The sequence below is a fragment of the Streptomyces sp. NPDC017448 genome, assembly GCF_044330565.1.
Classification (GTDB): domain Bacteria; phylum Actinomycetota; class Actinomycetes; order Streptomycetales; family Streptomycetaceae; genus Streptomyces.
In genome coordinates, this window is sequence record NZ_JBIRLM010000001.1 from 558,614 (window position 1) to 576,983 (window position 18,370).

The window sequence follows — 18,370 nt, forward strand, 5'->3', positions numbered from 1 at the left end:
CAGGGAGGTACGGATCACCTGAGCGAGCACGCTAGCCAAAGCCCCCCGCCGCTGGGAAGGACGGTGAGCGATATGCCCGATACATTTTCGTGACCTTCCCGGAACAGAGGCCCGGCGCCCCCTCCGACCGGGCACTCCCTCACGGAACGTGGGCGTCCGCTCTCCGTGCGTCCGGGCCCGGAGGGCCGCTCGACGGCTTCGGGGGAAGGTTGTCGGTCCGGCGGCCTAGACTCGGGAGGCGATGAGCAGCCTCTTTGACGACAGTTTCCTGACCGGCCTCCAGCCCGCGGAGGACGGCCCCCCGCCGCCCCCCGAGGACCACGCGCCCGAAGAGGTGCCGGAGGGACTTTTCGAGGACGTCCACGACGCGTCCCCGCCGCCCCGGGACGGGTACTACCGGGGCGGCCAGCCCCGCCCGGCGGTCGAGCCCGCCGCGCTGCTCGACGGGCTGAACACCGAGCAGCGCGCCGCCGTCGTGCACGCCGGGTCGCCGCTGCTCATCGTCGCCGGGGCCGGCTCCGGCAAGACCCGGGTGCTCACCCACCGCATCGCCCACCTGCTGGCCGAGCGCGGCACCCACCCCGGGCAGATCCTCGCGATCACCTTCACCAACAAGGCCGCCGGCGAGATGAAGGAGCGCGTCGAGCAGCTCGTCGGCCCGCGCGCCAACGCCATGTGGGTCATGACCTTCCACAGCGCGTGCGTCCGCATCCTGCGCCGCGAGTCGAAGAAGCTCGGCTTCACCTCGTCGTTCTCGATCTACGACGCCGCCGACTCCAAGCGGCTGATGGCCCTGGTCTGCCGCGATCTGGACCTGGACCCCAAGCGCTACCCGCCGAAGTCCTTCACCGCCAAGGTCTCCAACCTCAAGAACGAGCTCATCGACGAGGAGACCTTCGCCGGGCAGGCGGCGGACGGGTTCGAGAAGACCCTCGCCCAGGCGTACGCGCTCTACCAGGCCCGCCTGCGCGAGGCCAACGCCCTGGACTTCGACGACATCATCATGACGACGGTCCACCTGCTCCAGGCGTTCCCGGACGTCGCCGAGCACTACCGCCGCCGCTTCCGCCACGTCCTCGTCGACGAGTACCAGGACACCAACCACGCCCAGTACACGCTGGTACGGGAGCTGGTCGGCCCGGCCGGGGAGAACGACGCCCCCGCCGAGCTGTGCGTGGTCGGCGACGCGGACCAGTCGATCTACGCCTTCCGGGGCGCGACCATCCGCAACATCCTCCAGTTCGAGGAGGACTACCCCGACGCCACGACGATCCTGCTGGAGCAGAACTACCGCTCCACGCAGACGATCCTCTCCGCCGCCAACGCCGTCATCGAGCGCAACGAGAGCCGCCGCCCCAAGAACCTCTGGACCAACGCCGGCTCCGGCGCCCGCATCACCGGCTATGTCGCGGACACCGAGCACGACGAGGCGCAGTTCGTCGCGGACGAGATCGACCGGCTCACCGACGCCGGGGACGCCAAGGCCGGCGATGTCGCGATCTTCTACCGCACCAACGCCCAGTCGCGTGTCTTCGAGGAGATCCTCATCCGCGTCGGCCTGCCCTACAAGGTCGTCGGCGGCGTGCGCTTCTACGAGCGCAAGGAGGTCCGGGACGTCCTGGCCTACCTCCGCGTCCTCGCCAACCCCGAGGACGCCGTCCCGCTCCGCCGCATCCTCAACGTCCCCAAGCGGGGCATCGGCGACCGCGCCGAGGCCATGATCGACGCCTTGTCGATGCGCGAGAAGATCTCCTTCCCGCAGGCCCTGCGCCGGGTGGACGAGGCGTACGGGATGGCCGCCCGCTCGTCCAACGCCGTCAAGCGCTTCAACACGCTGATGGAGGAGCTGCGCACGATCGTCGAGTCCGGCGCCGGACCCGCCGTCGTCCTGGAAGCCGTCCTGGAGCGCACGGGCTACCTGGCCGAGCTCCAGTCCTCCACCGACCCCCAGGACGAGACCCGCATCGAGAACCTTCAGGAACTGGCCGCCGTCGCCCTGGAGTTCGAGCAGGAGCGCGGCGCCGAGGAGGGCACGGGCACCCTCGCGGAGTTCCTGGAGAAGGTCGCCCTCGTGGCGGACTCCGACCAGATCCCCGACGAGGACGAGGACGGCTCCGGCGTCATCACGCTGATGACCCTGCACACGGCGAAGGGCCTGGAGTTCCCGGTCGTCTTCCTCACCGGCCTGGAGGACGGCGTCTTCCCGCACATGCGGGCCCTCGGCCAGACCAAGGAGCTGGAGGAGGAGCGCCGCCTCGCCTACGTCGGCATCACCCGCGCCCGCGAACGGCTCTACCTGACCCGCGCCGCGATGCGCAGCGCCTGGGGCCAGCCCTCGTACAACCCGCCCTCGCGGTTCCTGGAGGAGATCCCGGAACAGCACCTGGACTGGCGGCGCAAGGGCCCGATGGCCGCCCCCGCCGGACCCACCTCCGGCATCACGTCCTCGCTGTCCTCCTCCCGCTCCCGTTCCGGCCCCTCGGGCTTCGCGACCCGGCGCGGCGCGGAGAAGCCCACGGTCACCCTGGCGGTCGGGGACCGGGTCACGCACGACCAGTTCGGCCTGGGCACGGTGACGGCCGTCGAGGGCTACGGCGACCAGGCCAAGGTGACGGTCGACTTCGGCGACGAGCGCCCGAAGAAGCTGCTCCTGCGGTACGCGCCGGTCGAGAAGCTGTAGGACGGGTACGGACGGAGGGGGAGGGCCTCGGCCCTCCCCCTCCTTTCCGCAGAGTGTTCCGTCGCGCCGCCCGTCAGGTCGGGTTGAGGCCCTTGCTGCGCAGCCACGCCAGCGGGTCGATCGACGCGCCGCCGGCGGGCCGGACCTCGAAGTGCAGGTGCGCGCCGGTGGAGTTGCCCGAGTTGCCCGCGTAGCCGATGACGTCGCCGGCCTTCACCGGGCCCGAACGGATCCGGGTGCTGCTGAGGTGGCAGTACCAGGTCTCCGTGCCGTCGGCCGCGGTCACGATCACCATGTTCCCGTAGGCGCTGTTCCACCGGGTCTGTACGGTGCCGTCGGTGGCGGCCATGACCGGAGTGCCGTAGTCCACGGGGAAGTCGATGCCGGTGTGCACGGACATCCAGTTGAGGCCCGCCTGGCCGTAGTAGGCGCTCAGCCCGTGCTGCTTGACCGGCAGGACGAACTTGGGGCGCAGCGCCTCGCGGCGGGCGGCCTCCTGCGCGCGCTTCTTCTTCTCCGCGGCCTGCCGCTCGCGCAGGTCGATGCGCTCCTGGGTGCGGCTCGCGCGCTCGCGGAAGTCGTCGCTGCCCTCGGAGAGCTGCTCCAGCTGGCTGTCGAGCCGGCTGTTCGCGGCGGCCACCGCTGCGGAGGTGGGGTCCGCGACCGCCAGCGATGTGGACTTCTCCTCCGGCTTGTCGCCGCCGGGGAGCCCGCCGACCGAGGCGGCCGCGATGCCCGCGACGCTCATCACGCAGGCGGAGGGCACCGCGACGGTCAGCAGCGCGGAGCGCTTGGCGGGGGAGCGGCGGCGGGCCCGGCCACGGGGGGCGGGGGCGCGGACGGCGGTGCGGCCCACGGAGGGCGGGGCGGGGAAACCGTCCTCGGCGTCCGGGGCCGGCGTGGCGTCCGGCCCGCTCTCCGGTGCGATCTCCTGGTCGAGGACGGCGAACGCGGCGGTGGAGGACGGGTCGGCCCCGGGCTCCTCGGCCGGACGGTCCGGCTCGGCGGGGCCCTCGGGCGCCGCGGCGTCGGCCGACCGCTGTTCGTACGGCGAGTCCGACATCTGTTCAGCCCCGTACGCGGTGTCCCCGGGCGTGGCGCCGGAGTTCCAGGCGGTCGCGTCGTAGGCGCCGGTGTCGTACGCGGCCGTGCCGTAGACGGTGTACGCGCCCGTGTCGTAGGCGCCGTTGTCCTGGGCGGCGCCCGGGTCGAGCGTGCCGGTGGTGAAGGCGGTGGTGGCGTACGTGCCGGTGTCGGCGGCGACGGCCGCGGCGCCGTACGCGCCGACCGGGTACGCGCCGGTCTCGTAGGCGTCGCTCCCGTACGCGCCGCCGGTCCCGTAGGCCGTGCCGGCGGGGTACGTGCCGGTGTCGTAGCCGTCCGTCGCGTACGCCCCGGCGCCGTACGCCTCCGCCTGGTACGCGGAGCCCGTGCCGTACGGGGCCTCGGAGAAGCCGGCGGTGGGGAACGCGCCGGTCTGATCCTGGTCGGCGACCTGCTGCCAGGTGTCGGAGGCGTCCCACTGCCCCGGGACCTGAGAAACCTGGTCCCGCTCGGTGTAGCCGTCGTCGTAGGTGAGCGTCTGCTGGGCGCCGGTGTTCCACGCGGAGGCGTCGTACTGGCCGCTGTGGTGGTCGGGCTGTCCGGTCGCGTAGGTGGTGGCGTAACCGGCGCCGTGGGCGCCGTCGCCGTATCCGGCGGCGGGATGCCCCGTGTCGTAGCCGGCGGAGTGGTCGCCCGAAAGGGAACCGAAGAGCGGGTCGGTGTCGAAGCTGCCGGTCGATCGGCCGTCGTAGCCGACATGCCCGGCGGGGGGGTGCTGGTCGTTCACCAACTTCTCTCTCGCCTCGGCAGTAGGACTGTTCTGGGGGGCCGCCAGGGGCGCCCCAGGGGGAAGCAGTGGCCGCGACTGTACCCGGCGGTATGTGAGGACGACAATCTTCGACAGGTTTTACGCCCGCAGGAAACGGGCAATCGACCGTCTTTCGGTGGAGGGCAGACGCAGCCTTGGTTCTACGTTCGACACGTGTTCTATTTCAGGCCGCGGGTGTCGCGCCGGTAACCGGAACGTCATCCTCACCGGCCCCCCGAGCCTCCAGAGCCTCACGGACCGCCGCGGCCACCGCCGGGTGCACGGGGAGGGCGAGGTGGCCGATGCCGGTGACCCGTACGTTCACCGCGTCGAGGTCGGGATGGTCGATGCACGCCGTCCGCACGGGGACCATCACCCGGTCCCACTCGGCCCAGAAGCTGACGAACCGGGTCCGGCAGCCGGGGGCGGGGCGGCGCAGCTCCTCGATCACGGAGGAAGCGCCGCGCATCTGCCGCACGATGGGGTGAAGGCCCGCCCCCGGGACGACGGCGGTGCCGCCGTGCGGTGTGCCGAGCGTGACCAGGGTGCGCACCCGGCGGTCACCGCCCAGCCGTTGTACGTAGTACCGGGCGATCAGGCCGCCGAGGCTGTGCCCGACGATGTCGACCCGGTCGTGCCCGGTGCGCGCGCAGACGGCCTCCACCCGACGGCCGAGCAGGGCGGCGGCGGCACGGATGTCGCGGGTCAGCGGCGAGTAGTTGAGCGATACCGTCCGACGGGGGCCGTGCCGGGTCAGCGCGCGCCGCAGGACGAGGAAAACGGAGCGGTTGTCGATGAAGCCGTGCAGCAGGACGACGGGCGGCGCGGCGGGGGGAGTGGCGGCCGTGAGGGGTGGGGCGGGGGTCGTGACCGGCGGGGCGGCGGTTGCGGAGGGCGTGTCCGGCAAGACGGCGGCCGTGAGCGGCGATGCGGCGGTCGCGGAGGGCGTGGCACCGGAGGAATGGCGTCGTCCGGCCTGCCTGCCCTGCCCGCCCCGCCCGCCTTGCCCGGGTCGCTCGGGTCGCTGCTCGGGTTGCTCGGGTCGCTCGGGGGCGAGGCCGAAGGGGTAGGCGATCAGGTGCCCGGTGAGGACGGCCAGCTCCAGGGCGGTGGCGCCGACCCGGGCGGACGGGAGCCGGGGGCCGGGCAGCCGGGGAAGACGGCGCAGCGGTGAGAGCAGGGCGGGGACCAGGGAGCCGGGGGAGAGGGGCGGGGGGAGCTTCACGGCCGGCCTCCTGCACAGGCGGACGGTACGGGGAAGGGGCGGCCCCTCCCGTACGCCCCGGCGGGGGCCGGTATGAGGTCCGCCGTCCGGTGGGGGGCGGGGGGACCGGGCGGCGACGGGGCCGTACCGCCGTGCCGTGCGGCTGGCGGCGCGGTGGTACGGCGACCTCGTAGCGGCTCCCTGGGGAATGCGCCTCGCCTGCCCCCGCGCGGCCGGACGGCCGGGTGTGCGGAGGACGACGCCTGACGGAACATGTCCCACGTGTGATTTCCCCCTCCCCGCCTGCCGCGAAACTGCGCCGTACGAGATGCTGTGGATAACGTTCGTTCACATCCCCCGCCCTTCAGGCGCGGGAGACCAGGTGGAGGCAGTGATGGGTGTGACCGGTCCGATCCGTGTGGTGGTGGCGAAGCCGGGACTCGACGGCCACGATCGCGGCGCCAAAGTCATCGCGCGGGCGTTGCGGGACGCGGGCATGGAGGTGATCTACACGGGGCTCCACCAGACGCCCGAGCAGATCGTCGACACGGCGATCCAGGAGGACGCCGACGCCATCGGCCTCTCGATCCTCTCCGGCGCGCACAACACGCTGTTCGCGAAGGTGATCGAGCTGCTGAAGGCCCGGGAGGCGGAGGACATCCAGGTCTTCGGCGGCGGGATCATCCCGGAGGACGACATCGCCCCGCTGAAGGAACTGGGCGTCGCCGAACTCTTCACCCCGGGGGCGACGACGACCGAGATCGTCACCTGGGTCAACGCCAACGTCCGGCAGGCCGCCCAGACCTGACCGGCCCCCCGGCGCCTGAGCGGAACCGGGCCGGACGGACGGGGCTGCGCGGAGCTCGGGCCGAACGGGCGGCGCAGTGCGGACGGGGCCGGGCCCGAGCGGGTCGGGCGCGGGCGGACGCCGGGCGCGGGCCGGGCGGACGGGGCCGAGCCACCCGATGCTGAGTGGCGGTGGACGGTGGTCGGCCCGCCCTCCACCTGCCACCCCCCTTCCTGCGGCGTCCTCCTCCGGCGCCGTCAGACCGCCAGCAGCTCCGCCTCCATCGTGGCGCGCAGGCGCAAGGTGGAGACCAGCCGCTGGAAGGCTTCCGACCAGTAGCCGCCCGCCCCCGGCGACGCCCCCTCCTGCTCGTCCTGGGCGGCCGTCAGGACCTCCAGCCGATCGGCCTCGGCCGGGTCCAGGCACCGTTCCGCGAGGCCCATCACCCCGCTGAAGCTCCACGGGTAGCTTCCGCCGTCCCGGGCGATGTCGAGCGCGTCCACCACGGAACGCCCCAGGGGGCCGGCCCAGGGGACCGTGCACACCCCGAGCAGTTGGAACGCCTCCGAGAGGCCGTGCGCGGCGATGAACTCGGCCACCCAGCAAGCGCGTTCGGCCTCGTCCAGGGCGGCGAGGAGCTTCGAACGCTCGGCGATCGAGGCCGTCCCGGGACCGCTCTCCGGGGGTGCCGACGGGCGCCCGAGCAGGGCCCGGGACCACTGCGGATTCCGCTGCCGCACCGCCGCCCGGCACCACGCCGCGTGCAGCTCACCGGCCCAGCCGTCGGCGACGGGCAGGGCCACGATCTCCTCGGCGGGGCGCCCGCCGAACCGCTCCTCCCACACGGCGAGCGGAGCAGCCTCCACCAACTGCCCGAGCCACCAGGACCGTTCGCCGCGTCCGGTCGGCGGGACCGCCGCGACCCCGTCGCGCTGCATGCCCGCGTCGCACTCGTGCGGGGCCTCCACGGCGATGGACGCGGTGTCCCCCGTACGGTCCGGATGGACGCAGGACAGCGCGCGGGCGGCCATCCGCCCGGCGAGCGCCGAATCGGGCAGGGCGGACAGCAACTCGGCTGCGGTGGCACGGACGTTACGGCTGCGGTCGGACAGGGCCTGCTCCAGGAACGGCTCGTCGGCGCTTCCCAGTCCGGACCGCAGGGAGTCCAGGAACATCAGCCGGTCCTCGGCCCGCTCGGTCGCCCACGTGGCGGCGAGCAGGGCGAGCCCGGCCGCCGGGTCCTGCGCCCGTACGGCGTCGAGCAGCGCGACCCGCTCCGCGAACAGCCCCTCCTCCCACACCCGCGCCACCGCGTCCGGGTCCGTGAGGTCGGGGCGGTGTGCGCCGCCCGCCGAGCCGCGCAGGGCGAACTTCCAGTCGGGGTTGAGCCCGGCCAGCCACAGCCCGCGCGGCCCGGCGAAGGCGAGTGCCTGCGGGCGCAGGTCCGTACGGGCGCGGGCGGCGTCCAGCAGGGGCGGCAGCAGCGCCGCCGGGGCGCGGAAGCCCATCCGGTTGGCGGTGGCCAGCCACTGCGGTATCAGTTCCGTGAGGTCGGGCGCGGCGCCGCGCCGCCCTCCGCCCGGGGGCGCGGCGCGGTCGGCCAGCAGGTGGGCGAGCCGGTCCCGGGCGGCGCCGGGGAGCGCGGGGCGCGGGTCCGGCGCGGCGGGCTCGGGCCGGGTCCCCGGCACGGCGGGCCGCAGCCCGGCCCGCCGCCGCACGGTGTGCAGCGCGGCGGCGTCCAGGAGGGCCGCCGGAGCGTCGGCCGGCGCGGGGCCGCCGCCGCGTGGCGCGGGAGGGCGGCGGTCGGTGCCCAGGAGCGCCGAGGTGACCAACTCCTCCCAGGGGAGCGGGTCGGCGGCGTCGGCACCGGCCCCGGAGCGTGGGCCGGGGGCGGCGACGGTGGCGGGGGCGGCGGTGGTGCTGGTTGCTGCGGGGCCGGTCGTGCGAGGCATCTTTCCCCTCCCGTGGCGGAGATGCGCGGATGTCGGATGGTCAGCGGACGGAAACCGGCCGGCGGGCCGGGACCGAGGCGGGCGTCGCGGGCCGGGGCACGCGGACGGTGGGGCGGGGCACGCGGACGGGGGGGCGGGGCACGCGGACGGTGGGGCGGCGCGGGCACGCCGGGGGCGCCGGTCCCGAACGCGATTGCCGGGGCCGGGGGCCGGGGGGCATCGGCCTCCGGCCCCTCCCGGGTCAGACCAGTCGGACGACCGGGCCGACCGGGGCGGGCGTGCTCCTCCCCTCCTCCGGCTCACCCGGATCCCAGGCCGCGAACGGGTCGAAGCCCCGGTGGCCGATCTCGCCGAACACCGTGACCGGCCCGCCCCCGGACAGGGCGACGAGCTTCCACAGCCCCGGCCGGGACAACGCCGCCGGGGCGATCGGCAGCGCGGAGCCGGCCCGGGCGTCCGCCACCTGCCAGCCGTCCTGGGACGGCACGGGTATGACGTCGCGCAGGGTGACCGGGCAGGCGTCCAGCCAGGGGTCCTCCCGCAGGGCGTTCCCGTAGACCGCGGGCGCGTCCGCCGCGGCGATCCCCGGCGGGGGACCGGCCGGGGCCACCGCACCGAACTGCTCGCCCAGCTCCGCGCGGGGCTGCGCGCCGCCCGGATACGGCCTCAGTTCGGCGTCGATCGCCGTGCCCACCGGGAGCGCCTGCGCCGGGGGCCGCCCCGCCGCGCCGAACGAGAGCAGCAGCGCGGTACGGCCCGACCCCTGCCCGTACAGCCAGATCCGCCGCGCGACGATCTTGCCGTCCGGGACGTCGTACTGCGCGAGGACCGTCCAGTGGTCCCGGACCGGGGGGCCTTCGGCGGAGACGGGCAGCCCCACGCGCGTCCGCACGGTCGCGGCCAGCGGCTTTGGCAACCGCTCCCGGCCGAGCCAGGCCCTGCCCAGCAGGTGGAGCAGTCCGCACTCCTCCAGCAGCCGGACCGGCCAGCCGGGGCCGGACCCGGTGATCGCTCCCAACTCCCGCGCCCGGGCGGCGAGGCCGGGCGCCTGGGCGTCGACCATGCGGGCGGCGGTCTCCTCCCACAGGCCGTAACCCGAGCGTTCGGTCGCGGCGAGCCCGCCGCGCAGCAGATCGGCCAGGCGCTGCTCCAACTCCTCGGCCCCGCCCGTGACGCGCTCGGCCCGGCGCTCCGCCCGCTTCCCGGCGGCGGCCGCGTCGGCCGGCCCCCGCGCGGTGCCGCCCCCCTCCGGGGGCCCGCCCTTCTCCGCCGCGCGTCCGCGCCGGCCCTCGACCCACGCCGCCGCCCAGTCGACCGGATCCCCCTGCGGGAACGCGGCCCCGTCCGCCGCCCGCAGCAGCAACAGCCCCAGCGCGTGCTTGCACGGGAACTTCCGGCTGGGACACGTGCAGTGGTACGCCGGCCCCGTGAGGTCGACCACCGTCCGGTACGGCGTGCTCCCGCCGCCCTTGCACAGACCCCACACCGCCCCCGCTCCGTCGTCTCCCGTGCCGGACCACGGACCGGCCGCACCGAGCCGCGTACCCGCCGTGCGCGATGCCGCGTCGGGAGCCAGGGCCAGCACCTGCTCCACCGTCCAGCGCGCCACCGGTCCGCCGGTGGGCGAGGACTCTCCCCCGTGAGATAGCTGCATGTCCCCGACGGTAGGGGGCGGCACTGACAATCCCCTCCGACCTGCGAAGGCGTTCCTCCGAGGGCGATTTGACTTTGCCCGCCCTTTGCGTTTCTCTGCGGTCGCCGCCTACGGAACGGATCCGGGCGGACCGATCCAGGGGGGATCCCACATGAACCGCACCACCCGTGTCACCCGCGCCCTCGCGGTCTGCGTCCTCGTGCTCGGACTCGGCGCCTGTTCGGCCGAGTCGGTGGACAAGGCGGTCAACAAGGCGGTCGACGAGACCGTGGACGAGACCTACGAGGTCACCTACGAGGTCACCGGCACGAGCGTCGACGAGATCACGTACCACGGGGGCGGCGGCAAGGCCATGGAGCCCGAGCTGGAGACCGTCAAGTCGCCGGCCCTGCCGTGGAAGAAGACCGTCAAGCTGCGCGGCGTCATGCCGCCCGCCGTCATGCCGCTCGCCGTGGACGTGAACGGCACGGACGTCGCGTGCACCATCACCTACAAGGGCAAGGTGATCAAGGAGGCGAAGGGGGACGGCATGCTGTCGACGGGCGGCTGCGTCGCCGTGTCGCCGATCGTGGGCTGACCCCGGCGGACCGGCCCCGGCCGGTCGGCCGGATCCCGCACGGCGACCGGCCCGACCGGATCGCGCGGGGCGGCGCCCGGCAGGCGCGAACGGGCTCCGACCTGCGGTCGGGGCCCGTTGTCAGTGCCGTGGTGCACGGTGGGAACCACATCGGGTCGACCGATCTGGAGGGGGATCCATGACCGTGCCCGCAACCACCCCGACCACCCCGGCCACGCCGAGCGCCTCGACCACGGCGGCCGCCGGAGCCGCCGCATCCGCCGCCGGGGCGGAGGCGCTGCGCCCGCACGCCGAGGACGCGTTCGCCGACGAGCTCGCGGCGCTCGCGGCGACCGACGACCGCCCCAGGCCCGCCCGCTGGCGGATGTCGCCCTGGGCCGTCGCCACCTACCTGCAGGGCGGGGTCCTGCCGGACGGGACGGTGATCACCCCCAAGTACGTGGGCCCGCGCCGTCTGATCGAGGTGGCCGTGACCACCCTCGCCACCGACCGCGCGCTGCTCCTGCTCGGCGTCCCCGGCACGGCCAAGACCTGGGTCTCCGAGCACCTGGCCGCCGCCGTCAGCGGCGACTCGACGCTGCTCGTGCAGGGCACCGCCGGGACGCCGGAGGAAGCCGTCCGCTACGGGTGGAACTACGCACAGCTCCTCGCCCACGGCCCCAGCCGCGACGCCCTGGTGCCCAGCCCCCTGATGCGGGCCATGTCCGAGGGCATGACGGCCCGGGTCGAGGAGCTGACCCGGATCCCCGCCGACGTGCAGGACGCGCTCATCACGATCCTGTCCGAGAAGACGCTCCCCGTTCCCGAGCTGGGCCAGGAGGTGCAGGCCGTCCGGGGGTTCAACCTCATCGCCACCGCCAACGACCGGGACCGGGGCGTCAACGAGCTGTCCAGCGCGCTGCGCCGCCGGTTCAACACCGTCGTGCTGCCGCTCCCCGCGACCCCGGACGAGGAGGTCGACATCGTCTCCCGGCGCGTCGACCAGATCGGCCGGTCGCTCGACCTCCCGGCCGCGCCGGAGGGCCTGGCCGAGATCCGCCGGGTGGTGACGGTCTTCCGCGAGCTGCGCGACGGGGTGAGCACCGACGGGCGCACCAAGCTCAAGTCCCCCTCCGGCACGCTCTCCACCGCCGAGGCGATCTCCGTCGTCACCAACGGCCTCGCGCTCGCCGCCCACTTCGGCGACGGAGTGCTGCGCCCCGGCGACGTCGCGGCCGGCATCCTCGGCGCGGTCGTCCGGGATCCCGCGGCGGACCGGGTGGTCTGGCAGGAGTACCTGGAGACCGTGGTCCGCGAGCGGGACGGCTGGAAGGACTTCTACCGCGCCTGCCGCGAGGTGTCCGCATGACCCTCCCCGCCGGAACGGCCGCGTCCGCCACGCCCGCGGCGGACGGGCCGGGCCCCCCGGCGCCCGCCGTCCCCGCCGGTACGGCCACGGCCCCCGCGGCGGCCGGTGCGCCCGCACCGGAACCCCGCGAGCCCACCGGACCGTGGCTCCTGGGGGTGCGGCACCACGGCCCCGGCTCGGCCCGGGCGGTCCTCGCCGCCCTCGCGGCGGCCCGGCCGGCCGCCGTCCTCGTCGAGGGGCCGCCCGAGGGCGACGCACTGCTGCCCCTGGCCGCCGACCCGGCGATGCGCCCGCCGGTCGCCCTCCTCGCGCACGCCGTGGACGACCCGGGGCTGGCCTCCTTCTGGCCGATGGCCGCGTTCTCACCCGAGTGGGTGGCCATCGGCTGGGCCCTCGACCACGGCGTCCCCGTCCGGTTCATCGACCTGCCCGCCGCGAACTCCCTCGCGCTCAAGGCCCCCGCGCCCGGAGCGGAGGAGGCCCGGGCCCCGGGGGAGCGGCCCGAGGACGACGAGGCCACGCCGGTCGTGGACCCGATCCGGGTGCTCGCCGAGACCGCCGGGTACGACGACCCCGAGCGCTGGTGGGAGGACGTCGTCGAACACCGGTCCCCGGCCGACGGCCCCGGCGGGAACGCGGGAGGCGGGGACGGCGCGGACGGCGCGCTCGCACCGTTCGCCGCGCTGGCGGAGGCCATGAGCGCCCTCCGTGAGGCCTACGGCGACGGCGGGCAGCCCCGGGACGCGGTGCGCGAGGCGTACATGCGGATCCAACTGCGTACCGCCCGCAAGGAGTTCGGGGACGCCGTCGCCGTCGTCTGCGGCGCCTGGCACGTGCCCGCCCTCGCCGCGCGGACCACCCTCACCGCCGACCGCGCCCTGCTGAAGGGGCTTCCGAAGGTCAGGACGGAGCTGACCTGGGTGCCGTGGACCCACCGCCGCCTCGCCCGGCAGAGCGGTTACGGGGCCGGGATCGACGCGCCCGGCTGGTACGGGCACCTCTTCGCCGCCGCCGACCGGCCCGTCGAGCGCTGGATGACCCGGGTCGCCGGGCTGCTGCGCGAGGAGGACCGGTCCGTCTCCACCGCCCACGTCATCGAGGCGGTCCGGCTCGCGGAGACCCTCGCCGCCCTCCGCGGGCGGCCGCTGGCCGGGCTGGGCGAGGCGACCGACGCCGTGCGGGCCGTCATGTGCGAGGGGTCCGACGTCCCCCTCGCCCTCGTCCAGGACCGGCTGATCGTCGGCGACGCCCTCGGCGAGGTGCCGGACTCCGCCCCGGCCGTCCCGCTGCAACGGGACCTGACCCGCGTCCGGCGCACCCTGAGACTCAAGCCGGAGGCGTCGGAGCGCGAGCTCGACCTCGACCTGCGCAAGGAGACCGACGCCGCCCGCAGCCGCCTCCTGCACCGGCTGCGCCTCCTCGGCGTCGACTGGGGCGACCCGGTCGCGGGACGGGGCGGCACCGGCACCTTCCGGGAGAGCTGGCGGCTGAGCTGGGAGCCGGAACTGTCCGTCCGGGTCGCTGAGGCGGGGGTGTGGGGCACCACCGTCCTCACCGCCGCCACCGCGAAGGCCGAGTCCCGGGCGGCGGCGGCGACCACGCTGGCCGAGGTCACCGCCCTCGCCGAGCACTGCCTCCTGGCCGATCTGCCGGACGCGCTGCCCGTGGTGATGAGGGCCCTCTCCGACCGGGCCGCACTCGACGCCGACGTCGGCCACCTCGCGGACGCGCTGCCCGCCCTCGCCCGCTCCCTGCGGTACGGGGACGTGCGCTCCACGGACACGGCGGCGCTCGCGGAGGTCGCCGCCGGGCTCGCCGAGCGGATCTGCGTCGGCCTGCCGCCCGCCTGCACCGGCCTCGACGCGGACGGGGCCGAGGCGCTGCGCCGCCGGGTGGAGGCGGTGCACGGGGCGATCGGGCTGCTCACGGCCGGTGCGGCCCCCGCCGCGGGACTGCGGGAGCGCTGGGACGCCGTCCTGCACAAGCTGGCGGTCCGGGACACGGTCGCCGGGGTCGTCCGGGGCCGGGCGGCCCGGCTGCTCCTGGACGAGGGGCGGCTGGCGGAGGACGAGGCGGCCCGGCTGATGGGCCTGGCCCTCTCGCCCGGCACCCCGCCCGCCGACGCCGCCGCCTGGATCGAGGGGTTCGTCGGCGGGGCGTCCGGCGGCGGCATGCTGCTGGTCCACGACGAGCGGCTGCTCGCCCTCGTCGACGGCTGGCTGGCCGCGATCCCCGCCGACCGGTTCACCGACGTGCTGCCGCTGCTGCGCCGCACGTTCTCCGCGTACGAACCGGGCGTACGGCGCACCCTGGGCGAGCTGGTCCGGCGCGGGCCCGCCCCCGAGGGCGCCCGGCGGGGCGACGCCGGCCGCCCGACCGATGGCTACGGCCCCGGCCTCGACCGGGGCCGGGCCGACGCGGTGGAGCCGGTGGTGCGCCTGCTGCTCGGCCGCCCGCCCGAGCCCGTGGAGGCGGCCGGATGACGACGACCACCCGGGCGCACCCGGGCCCGACCGACCCGACGGGGGAGACCATGGAACGGCCGACGACCGCGACCCGGGCGACGACCACCGCACAGACCGCGCCCGCATCCGCGTCCGCACCTGACGCGGAGCGGCTGCGGCGCTGGCGGATGGTGCTCGGCGCGGACGGCGCGGAGAGCACGGGGCCCACCCTCACCGGCCGGGACGCGGCGATGGACGGTGCGTTGAACGCGCTGTACGGCGGGGGCGCGGGCGGGAAGCCCGGCGACCGGGGCCCCGGCGGCCGTTCGGCGGGTCTCGGCGCGTCGGCTCCCTCCGTCGCCCGCTGGCTCGGCGACATCCGGACGTACTTCCCCAGCTCCGTCGTCCAGGTGATGCAGCGCGACGCGATCGACCGGCTCGGCCTGGCGTCCCTGCTCCTGGAGCCGGAGATGCTGGAGGCGGTCGAGCCGGACGTCCACCTCGTCGGCACCCTCCTCTCCCTCCACCAGGCGATGCCCGACACGACCAGGGAGACCGCACGCACCGTCGTCCGCAAGGTCGTCGAGGAGCTGGAGAGGCGGTGGGAGAGCCGCACCCGGGCCACCCTGTCCGGGGCCCTCGACCGCTCGGCGCGGATCAGCCGGCCGAGCCACCGCGACATCGACTGGGACCGCACCGTGCGGGCCAACCTCAAGAACTACCTGACGCTCCCGGGGCGGGACGGTGCGCCGTCGAGGGGCACGGTCGTACCGGAACGCCTCGTCGGCCACGGCCGCGCCGCCCGGTCCGTCAGGAAGGACGTCGTCCTGTGCGTCGACCAGTCCGGTTCGATGGCCGCGTCGGTCGTGTACGCCTCGGTCTTCGGCGCGGTGCTCGCCTCCCTGCGCACCCTCTCCACCCGGCTCGTCGTCTTCGACACGGCGGTCGTCGACCTCACGGACCAGCTCGACGACCCGGTCGACCTCCTGTTCGGCGCCCGGCTCGGCGGCGGCACCGACATCAACCGGGCGCTCGCCTACTGCCAGTCCAGGATCGTCCGGCCGGCCGACACCGTCGTCGTCCTCATCAGCGATCTCCACGAAGGGGGCATCCGCGGCGAGATGCTGAAACGGGTCGCCGCGATGAAGGCGTCCGGCGTGCAGTTCGTGACGCTGCTGGCCCTCTCCGACGAGGGCGCGCCCGCCTACGACCACGAGCACGCGGCGGCGCTCGGCGCACTCGGCGCGCCCGCGTTCGCCTGTACGCCGGACCTCTTCCCGGACGTCATGGCCGCCGCGATCGAGAAGCGGCCCCTGCCCGTGCCGGACAAGGAGCCCCCGCCCTGAGAGGCGTCCGACGGGTCCGCGCGGCGGGTGGGGAGCCGATCGCGTTCCGCCCGCCCCGGGGCGTCCGTCCGGCACCCTCTGTGACCGTTATCACCGCTCAGGTGTGATCTGCGATTTAGGGTCACACGGGGCGCGGGGATAACCTGCCGGATGGACATGCCGCGTATTCGGACACCGTGTGCGCCTTCCTGGTGACAGAGCAGTCACGATGCCCTTCGCGGCACGCCCACGCAGAAGAACGAACCGCGATACCACTAAAAGGGACGGACGCGCGTGGACCTGTTCGAGTACCAGGCGAGGGACCTCTTCGCCAAGCACGGTGTACCGGTGCTGGCCGGTGAAGTCATCGACACGCCTGAGGCAGCCCGCGAGGCGACCGAGAAGCTGGGCGGCAAGTCTGTCGTCAAGGCGCAGGTGAAGGTCGGGGGCCGCGGCAAGGCCGGCGGCGTCAAGCTGGCCGCCGACCCCGACGAGGCGGTCGCCCGGGCGACCGACATCCTCGGCATGGACATCAAGGGCCACACGGTCCACAAGGTGATGATCGCCGAGCTGTCCCCGGAGATCGAGGCGGAGTACTACGTCTCGTACCTCCTCGACCGCACCAACCGCACCTTCCTGGCCATGGCCTCGGTGCAGGGCGGCATGGACATCGAGGAGGTCGCGGAGAAGACCCCCGAGGCCCTCGCGAAGGTCCCGGTCGACTCCAACTCCGGCGTGGACATCGCCAAGGCCCGCGAGATCGTGGCCCAGGCGAAGTTCCCGGCCGACGTGGCCGAAGGCGTCGCCGAGGCCCTGGTGACCCTGTGGGAGACCTTCGTCGCCGAGGACGCCCTCCTCGTCGAGGTCAACCCGCTGGTGAAGACCAAGGACGGCCGCATCCTGGCCCTGGACGGCAAGGTCTCGCTCGACGAGAACGCCGACTTCCGCCAGCCGGACCACGAGGCCCTCGAGGACAAGGACGCAGCCGACCCGCTCGAGGCTGCCGCCAAGGCCAAGAACCTCAACTACGTCAAGCTCGACGGCGAGGTCGGCATCATCGGCAACGGCGCCGGCCTGGTCATGTCGACCCTGGACGTCGTCGCGTACGCCGGTGAGAACCACGGCAACGTGAAGCCCGCCAACTTCCTCGACATCGGCGGCGGCGCCTCCGCCGAGGTCATGGCGAACGGCCTGGAGATCATCCTCGGCGACCCGGACGTCAAGTCCGTCTTCGTCAACGTCTTCGGTGGCATCACCGCCTGTGACGAGGTCGCCAACGGCATCGTGCAGGCGCTCGCGCTCCTGGAGTCCAAGGGCGAGAAGGTCGAGAAGCCGCTGGTCGTGCGTCTCGACGGCAACAACGCGGAGCTGGGTCGCAAGATCCTCTCCGACGCCAACCACCCGCTCGTGCAGCGCGTGGACACCATGGACGGCGCGGCCGACAAGGCCGCCGAGCTCGCCGCGGCTGCGAAGTAAGGGACGAGGGACTCCAACACCATGGCTATCTTCCTCACCAAGGACAGCAAGGTCATCGTCCAGGGGATGACCGGCGCCACGGGCATGAAGCACACCAAGCTCATGCTGGGCGACGGCACCAACATCGTCGGTGGCGTGAACCCGCGCAAGGCCGGTACGTCCGTCGACTTCGACGGCACCGAGGTACCGGTCTTCGGCTCCGTCAAGGAGGCGATGGAGAAGACCGGCGCCAACGTGTCCGTGCTCTTCGTCCCGCCGGCCTTCTCCAAGGCCGCCGTCGTCGAGGCGATCGACGCCGAGATCCCGCTCGCGGTCGTCATCACCGAGGGCATCGCCGTCCACGACTCCGCCGCCTTCTGGGCGTACGCGAAGGAGAAGGGCAACAAGACCCGGATCATCGGCCCGAACTGCCCCGGTCTCATCACCCCGGGCCAGTCCAACGCCGGCATCATCCCGGGCGACATCACCAAGCCCGGCCGCATCGGTCTCGTGTCCAAGTCCGGCACGCTGACCTACCAGATGATGTACGAGCTCCGTGACATCGGCTTCTCCTCCGCCGTCGGCATCGGTGGCGACCCGGTCATCGGCACCACGCACATCGACGCCCTCGCGGCGTTCGAGGCGGACCCGGAGACCGACCTCATCGTGATGATCGGCGAGATCGGCGGCGACGCCGAGGAGCGTGCCGCCGACTTCATCAAGGCGAACGTCACCAAGCCGGTCGTCGGCTACGTCGCGGGCTTCACCGCCCCGGAGGGCAAGACCATGGGCCACGCCGGCGCCATCGTCTCCGGCTCCTCGGGCACCGCCCAGGCGAAGAAGGAGGCCCTGGAGGCCGCCGGCGTCAAGGTCGGCAAGACGCCGACCGAGACCGCCAAGCTGGCGCGCGAGATCCTCGGCGCCTGAATCTGAGCCTGAGCCCGGTTCCCGGGCACGCTCGAACGGCGCGGGCCCCCCCCCCAGCGCGGCCCCGGGGGCCGGCCCGCCCCCCCCGGCGCCCCCCCCGCGCGCCGCGACAGCGGGGGCCCCCGGGCCGGCGCGGGGTGCGGGTGGCGGCCCCCGCGCGCCGCG

Annotated in this window: 12 protein-coding genes; 8 read left to right on the forward strand and 4 right to left on the reverse strand. The window is 74.5% G+C overall.

Annotated elements, in window-relative coordinates; translation table 11 throughout:
- Window positions 1-241: 241 nt before the first annotated feature.
- Window positions 242-2,680, forward strand: a complete 2,439-nt coding sequence (pcrA, locus tag ACH4K1_RS02560) for a DNA helicase PcrA (protein ID WP_398085718.1) — start codon at window positions 242-244, stop codon at window positions 2,678-2,680.
- Between the two features lie 73 nt (window positions 2,681-2,753).
- Here pcrA and ACH4K1_RS02565 read toward each other — a convergent pair whose 3' ends face one another.
- Both ACH4K1_RS02565 and ACH4K1_RS02570 read right to left on the reverse strand, forming a co-directional pair.
- Window positions 2,754-4,511, reverse strand: coding sequence for a peptidoglycan DD-metalloendopeptidase family protein (locus tag ACH4K1_RS02565; protein ID WP_398085720.1), 1,758 nt, complete (start codon window positions 4,509-4,511; stop codon window positions 2,754-2,756).
- A gap of 205 nt (window positions 4,512-4,716) precedes the next feature.
- Window positions 4,717-5,757 (reverse strand): esterase/lipase family protein, encoded by a 1,041-nt coding sequence (locus tag ACH4K1_RS02570; protein ID WP_398085723.1) that lies wholly within the window; start codon window positions 5,755-5,757, stop codon window positions 4,717-4,719.
- 373 nt (window positions 5,758-6,130) lie between these two features.
- On the opposite strand from ACH4K1_RS02570, the gene ACH4K1_RS02575 reads away from it, so the two are divergent.
- The gene (locus ACH4K1_RS02575) at window positions 6,131-6,544 is read left to right on the forward strand and encodes a cobalamin B12-binding domain-containing protein (protein ID WP_073764752.1); all 414 of its coding nucleotides are present in this window, start codon (window positions 6,131-6,133) and stop codon (window positions 6,542-6,544) included.
- Window positions 6,545-6,780: 236 nt separating this feature from the next.
- Here the strand turns inward: ACH4K1_RS02575 and ACH4K1_RS02580 are convergent, their stop codons facing one another.
- Both ACH4K1_RS02580 and ACH4K1_RS02585 read right to left on the reverse strand, forming a co-directional pair.
- A complete protein-coding gene (locus ACH4K1_RS02580; protein WP_398085727.1) occupies window positions 6,781-8,475 on the reverse strand; it encodes a DUF5691 domain-containing protein in 1,695 nt (564 codons plus the stop codon).
- Between the two features lie 241 nt (window positions 8,476-8,716).
- Window positions 8,717-10,129 (reverse strand): SWIM zinc finger family protein, encoded by a 1,413-nt coding sequence (locus ACH4K1_RS02585; protein ID WP_398085730.1) that lies wholly within the window; start codon window positions 10,127-10,129, stop codon window positions 8,717-8,719.
- Between the two features lie 151 nt (window positions 10,130-10,280).
- Between ACH4K1_RS02585 and ACH4K1_RS02590 the strand changes: the two genes are divergently transcribed.
- The 6 genes from ACH4K1_RS02590 to sucD all read left to right on the forward strand — a co-directional run bounded on the left by ACH4K1_RS02590 (window position 10,281) and on the right by sucD (window position 18,205).
- A complete protein-coding gene (locus ACH4K1_RS02590) occupies window positions 10,281-10,706 on the forward strand; it encodes an MmpS family transport accessory protein (RefSeq protein ID WP_398085732.1) in 426 nt (141 codons plus the stop codon).
- A 178-nt stretch (window positions 10,707-10,884) separates the two neighbouring features.
- Window positions 10,885-12,054 (forward strand): AAA family ATPase, encoded by a 1,170-nt coding sequence (locus ACH4K1_RS02595; RefSeq protein WP_398085735.1) that lies wholly within the window; start codon window positions 10,885-10,887, stop codon window positions 12,052-12,054.
- Window positions 12,051-14,537 (forward strand): DUF5682 family protein, encoded by a 2,487-nt coding sequence (locus tag ACH4K1_RS02600; protein WP_398085738.1) that lies wholly within the window; start codon window positions 12,051-12,053, stop codon window positions 14,535-14,537. The genes ACH4K1_RS02595 and ACH4K1_RS02600 overlap by 4 nt, the downstream gene beginning before the upstream one ends.
- The gene (locus ACH4K1_RS02605; RefSeq protein WP_398085740.1) at window positions 14,534-15,844 is read left to right on the forward strand and encodes a VWA domain-containing protein; all 1,311 of its coding nucleotides are present in this window, start codon (window positions 14,534-14,536) and stop codon (window positions 15,842-15,844) included. The genes ACH4K1_RS02600 and ACH4K1_RS02605 overlap by 4 nt, the downstream gene beginning before the upstream one ends.
- Before the next feature lie 273 nt (window positions 15,845-16,117).
- Window positions 16,118-17,299, forward strand: coding sequence for an ADP-forming succinate--CoA ligase subunit beta (sucC, locus tag ACH4K1_RS02610; protein WP_398085742.1), 1,182 nt, complete (start codon window positions 16,118-16,120; stop codon window positions 17,297-17,299).
- A gap of 21 nt (window positions 17,300-17,320) precedes the next feature.
- A complete protein-coding gene (gene sucD / locus ACH4K1_RS02615) occupies window positions 17,321-18,205 on the forward strand; it encodes a succinate--CoA ligase subunit alpha (RefSeq protein ID WP_073764740.1) in 885 nt (294 codons plus the stop codon).
- Window positions 18,206-18,370 lie beyond the last annotated feature (165 nt).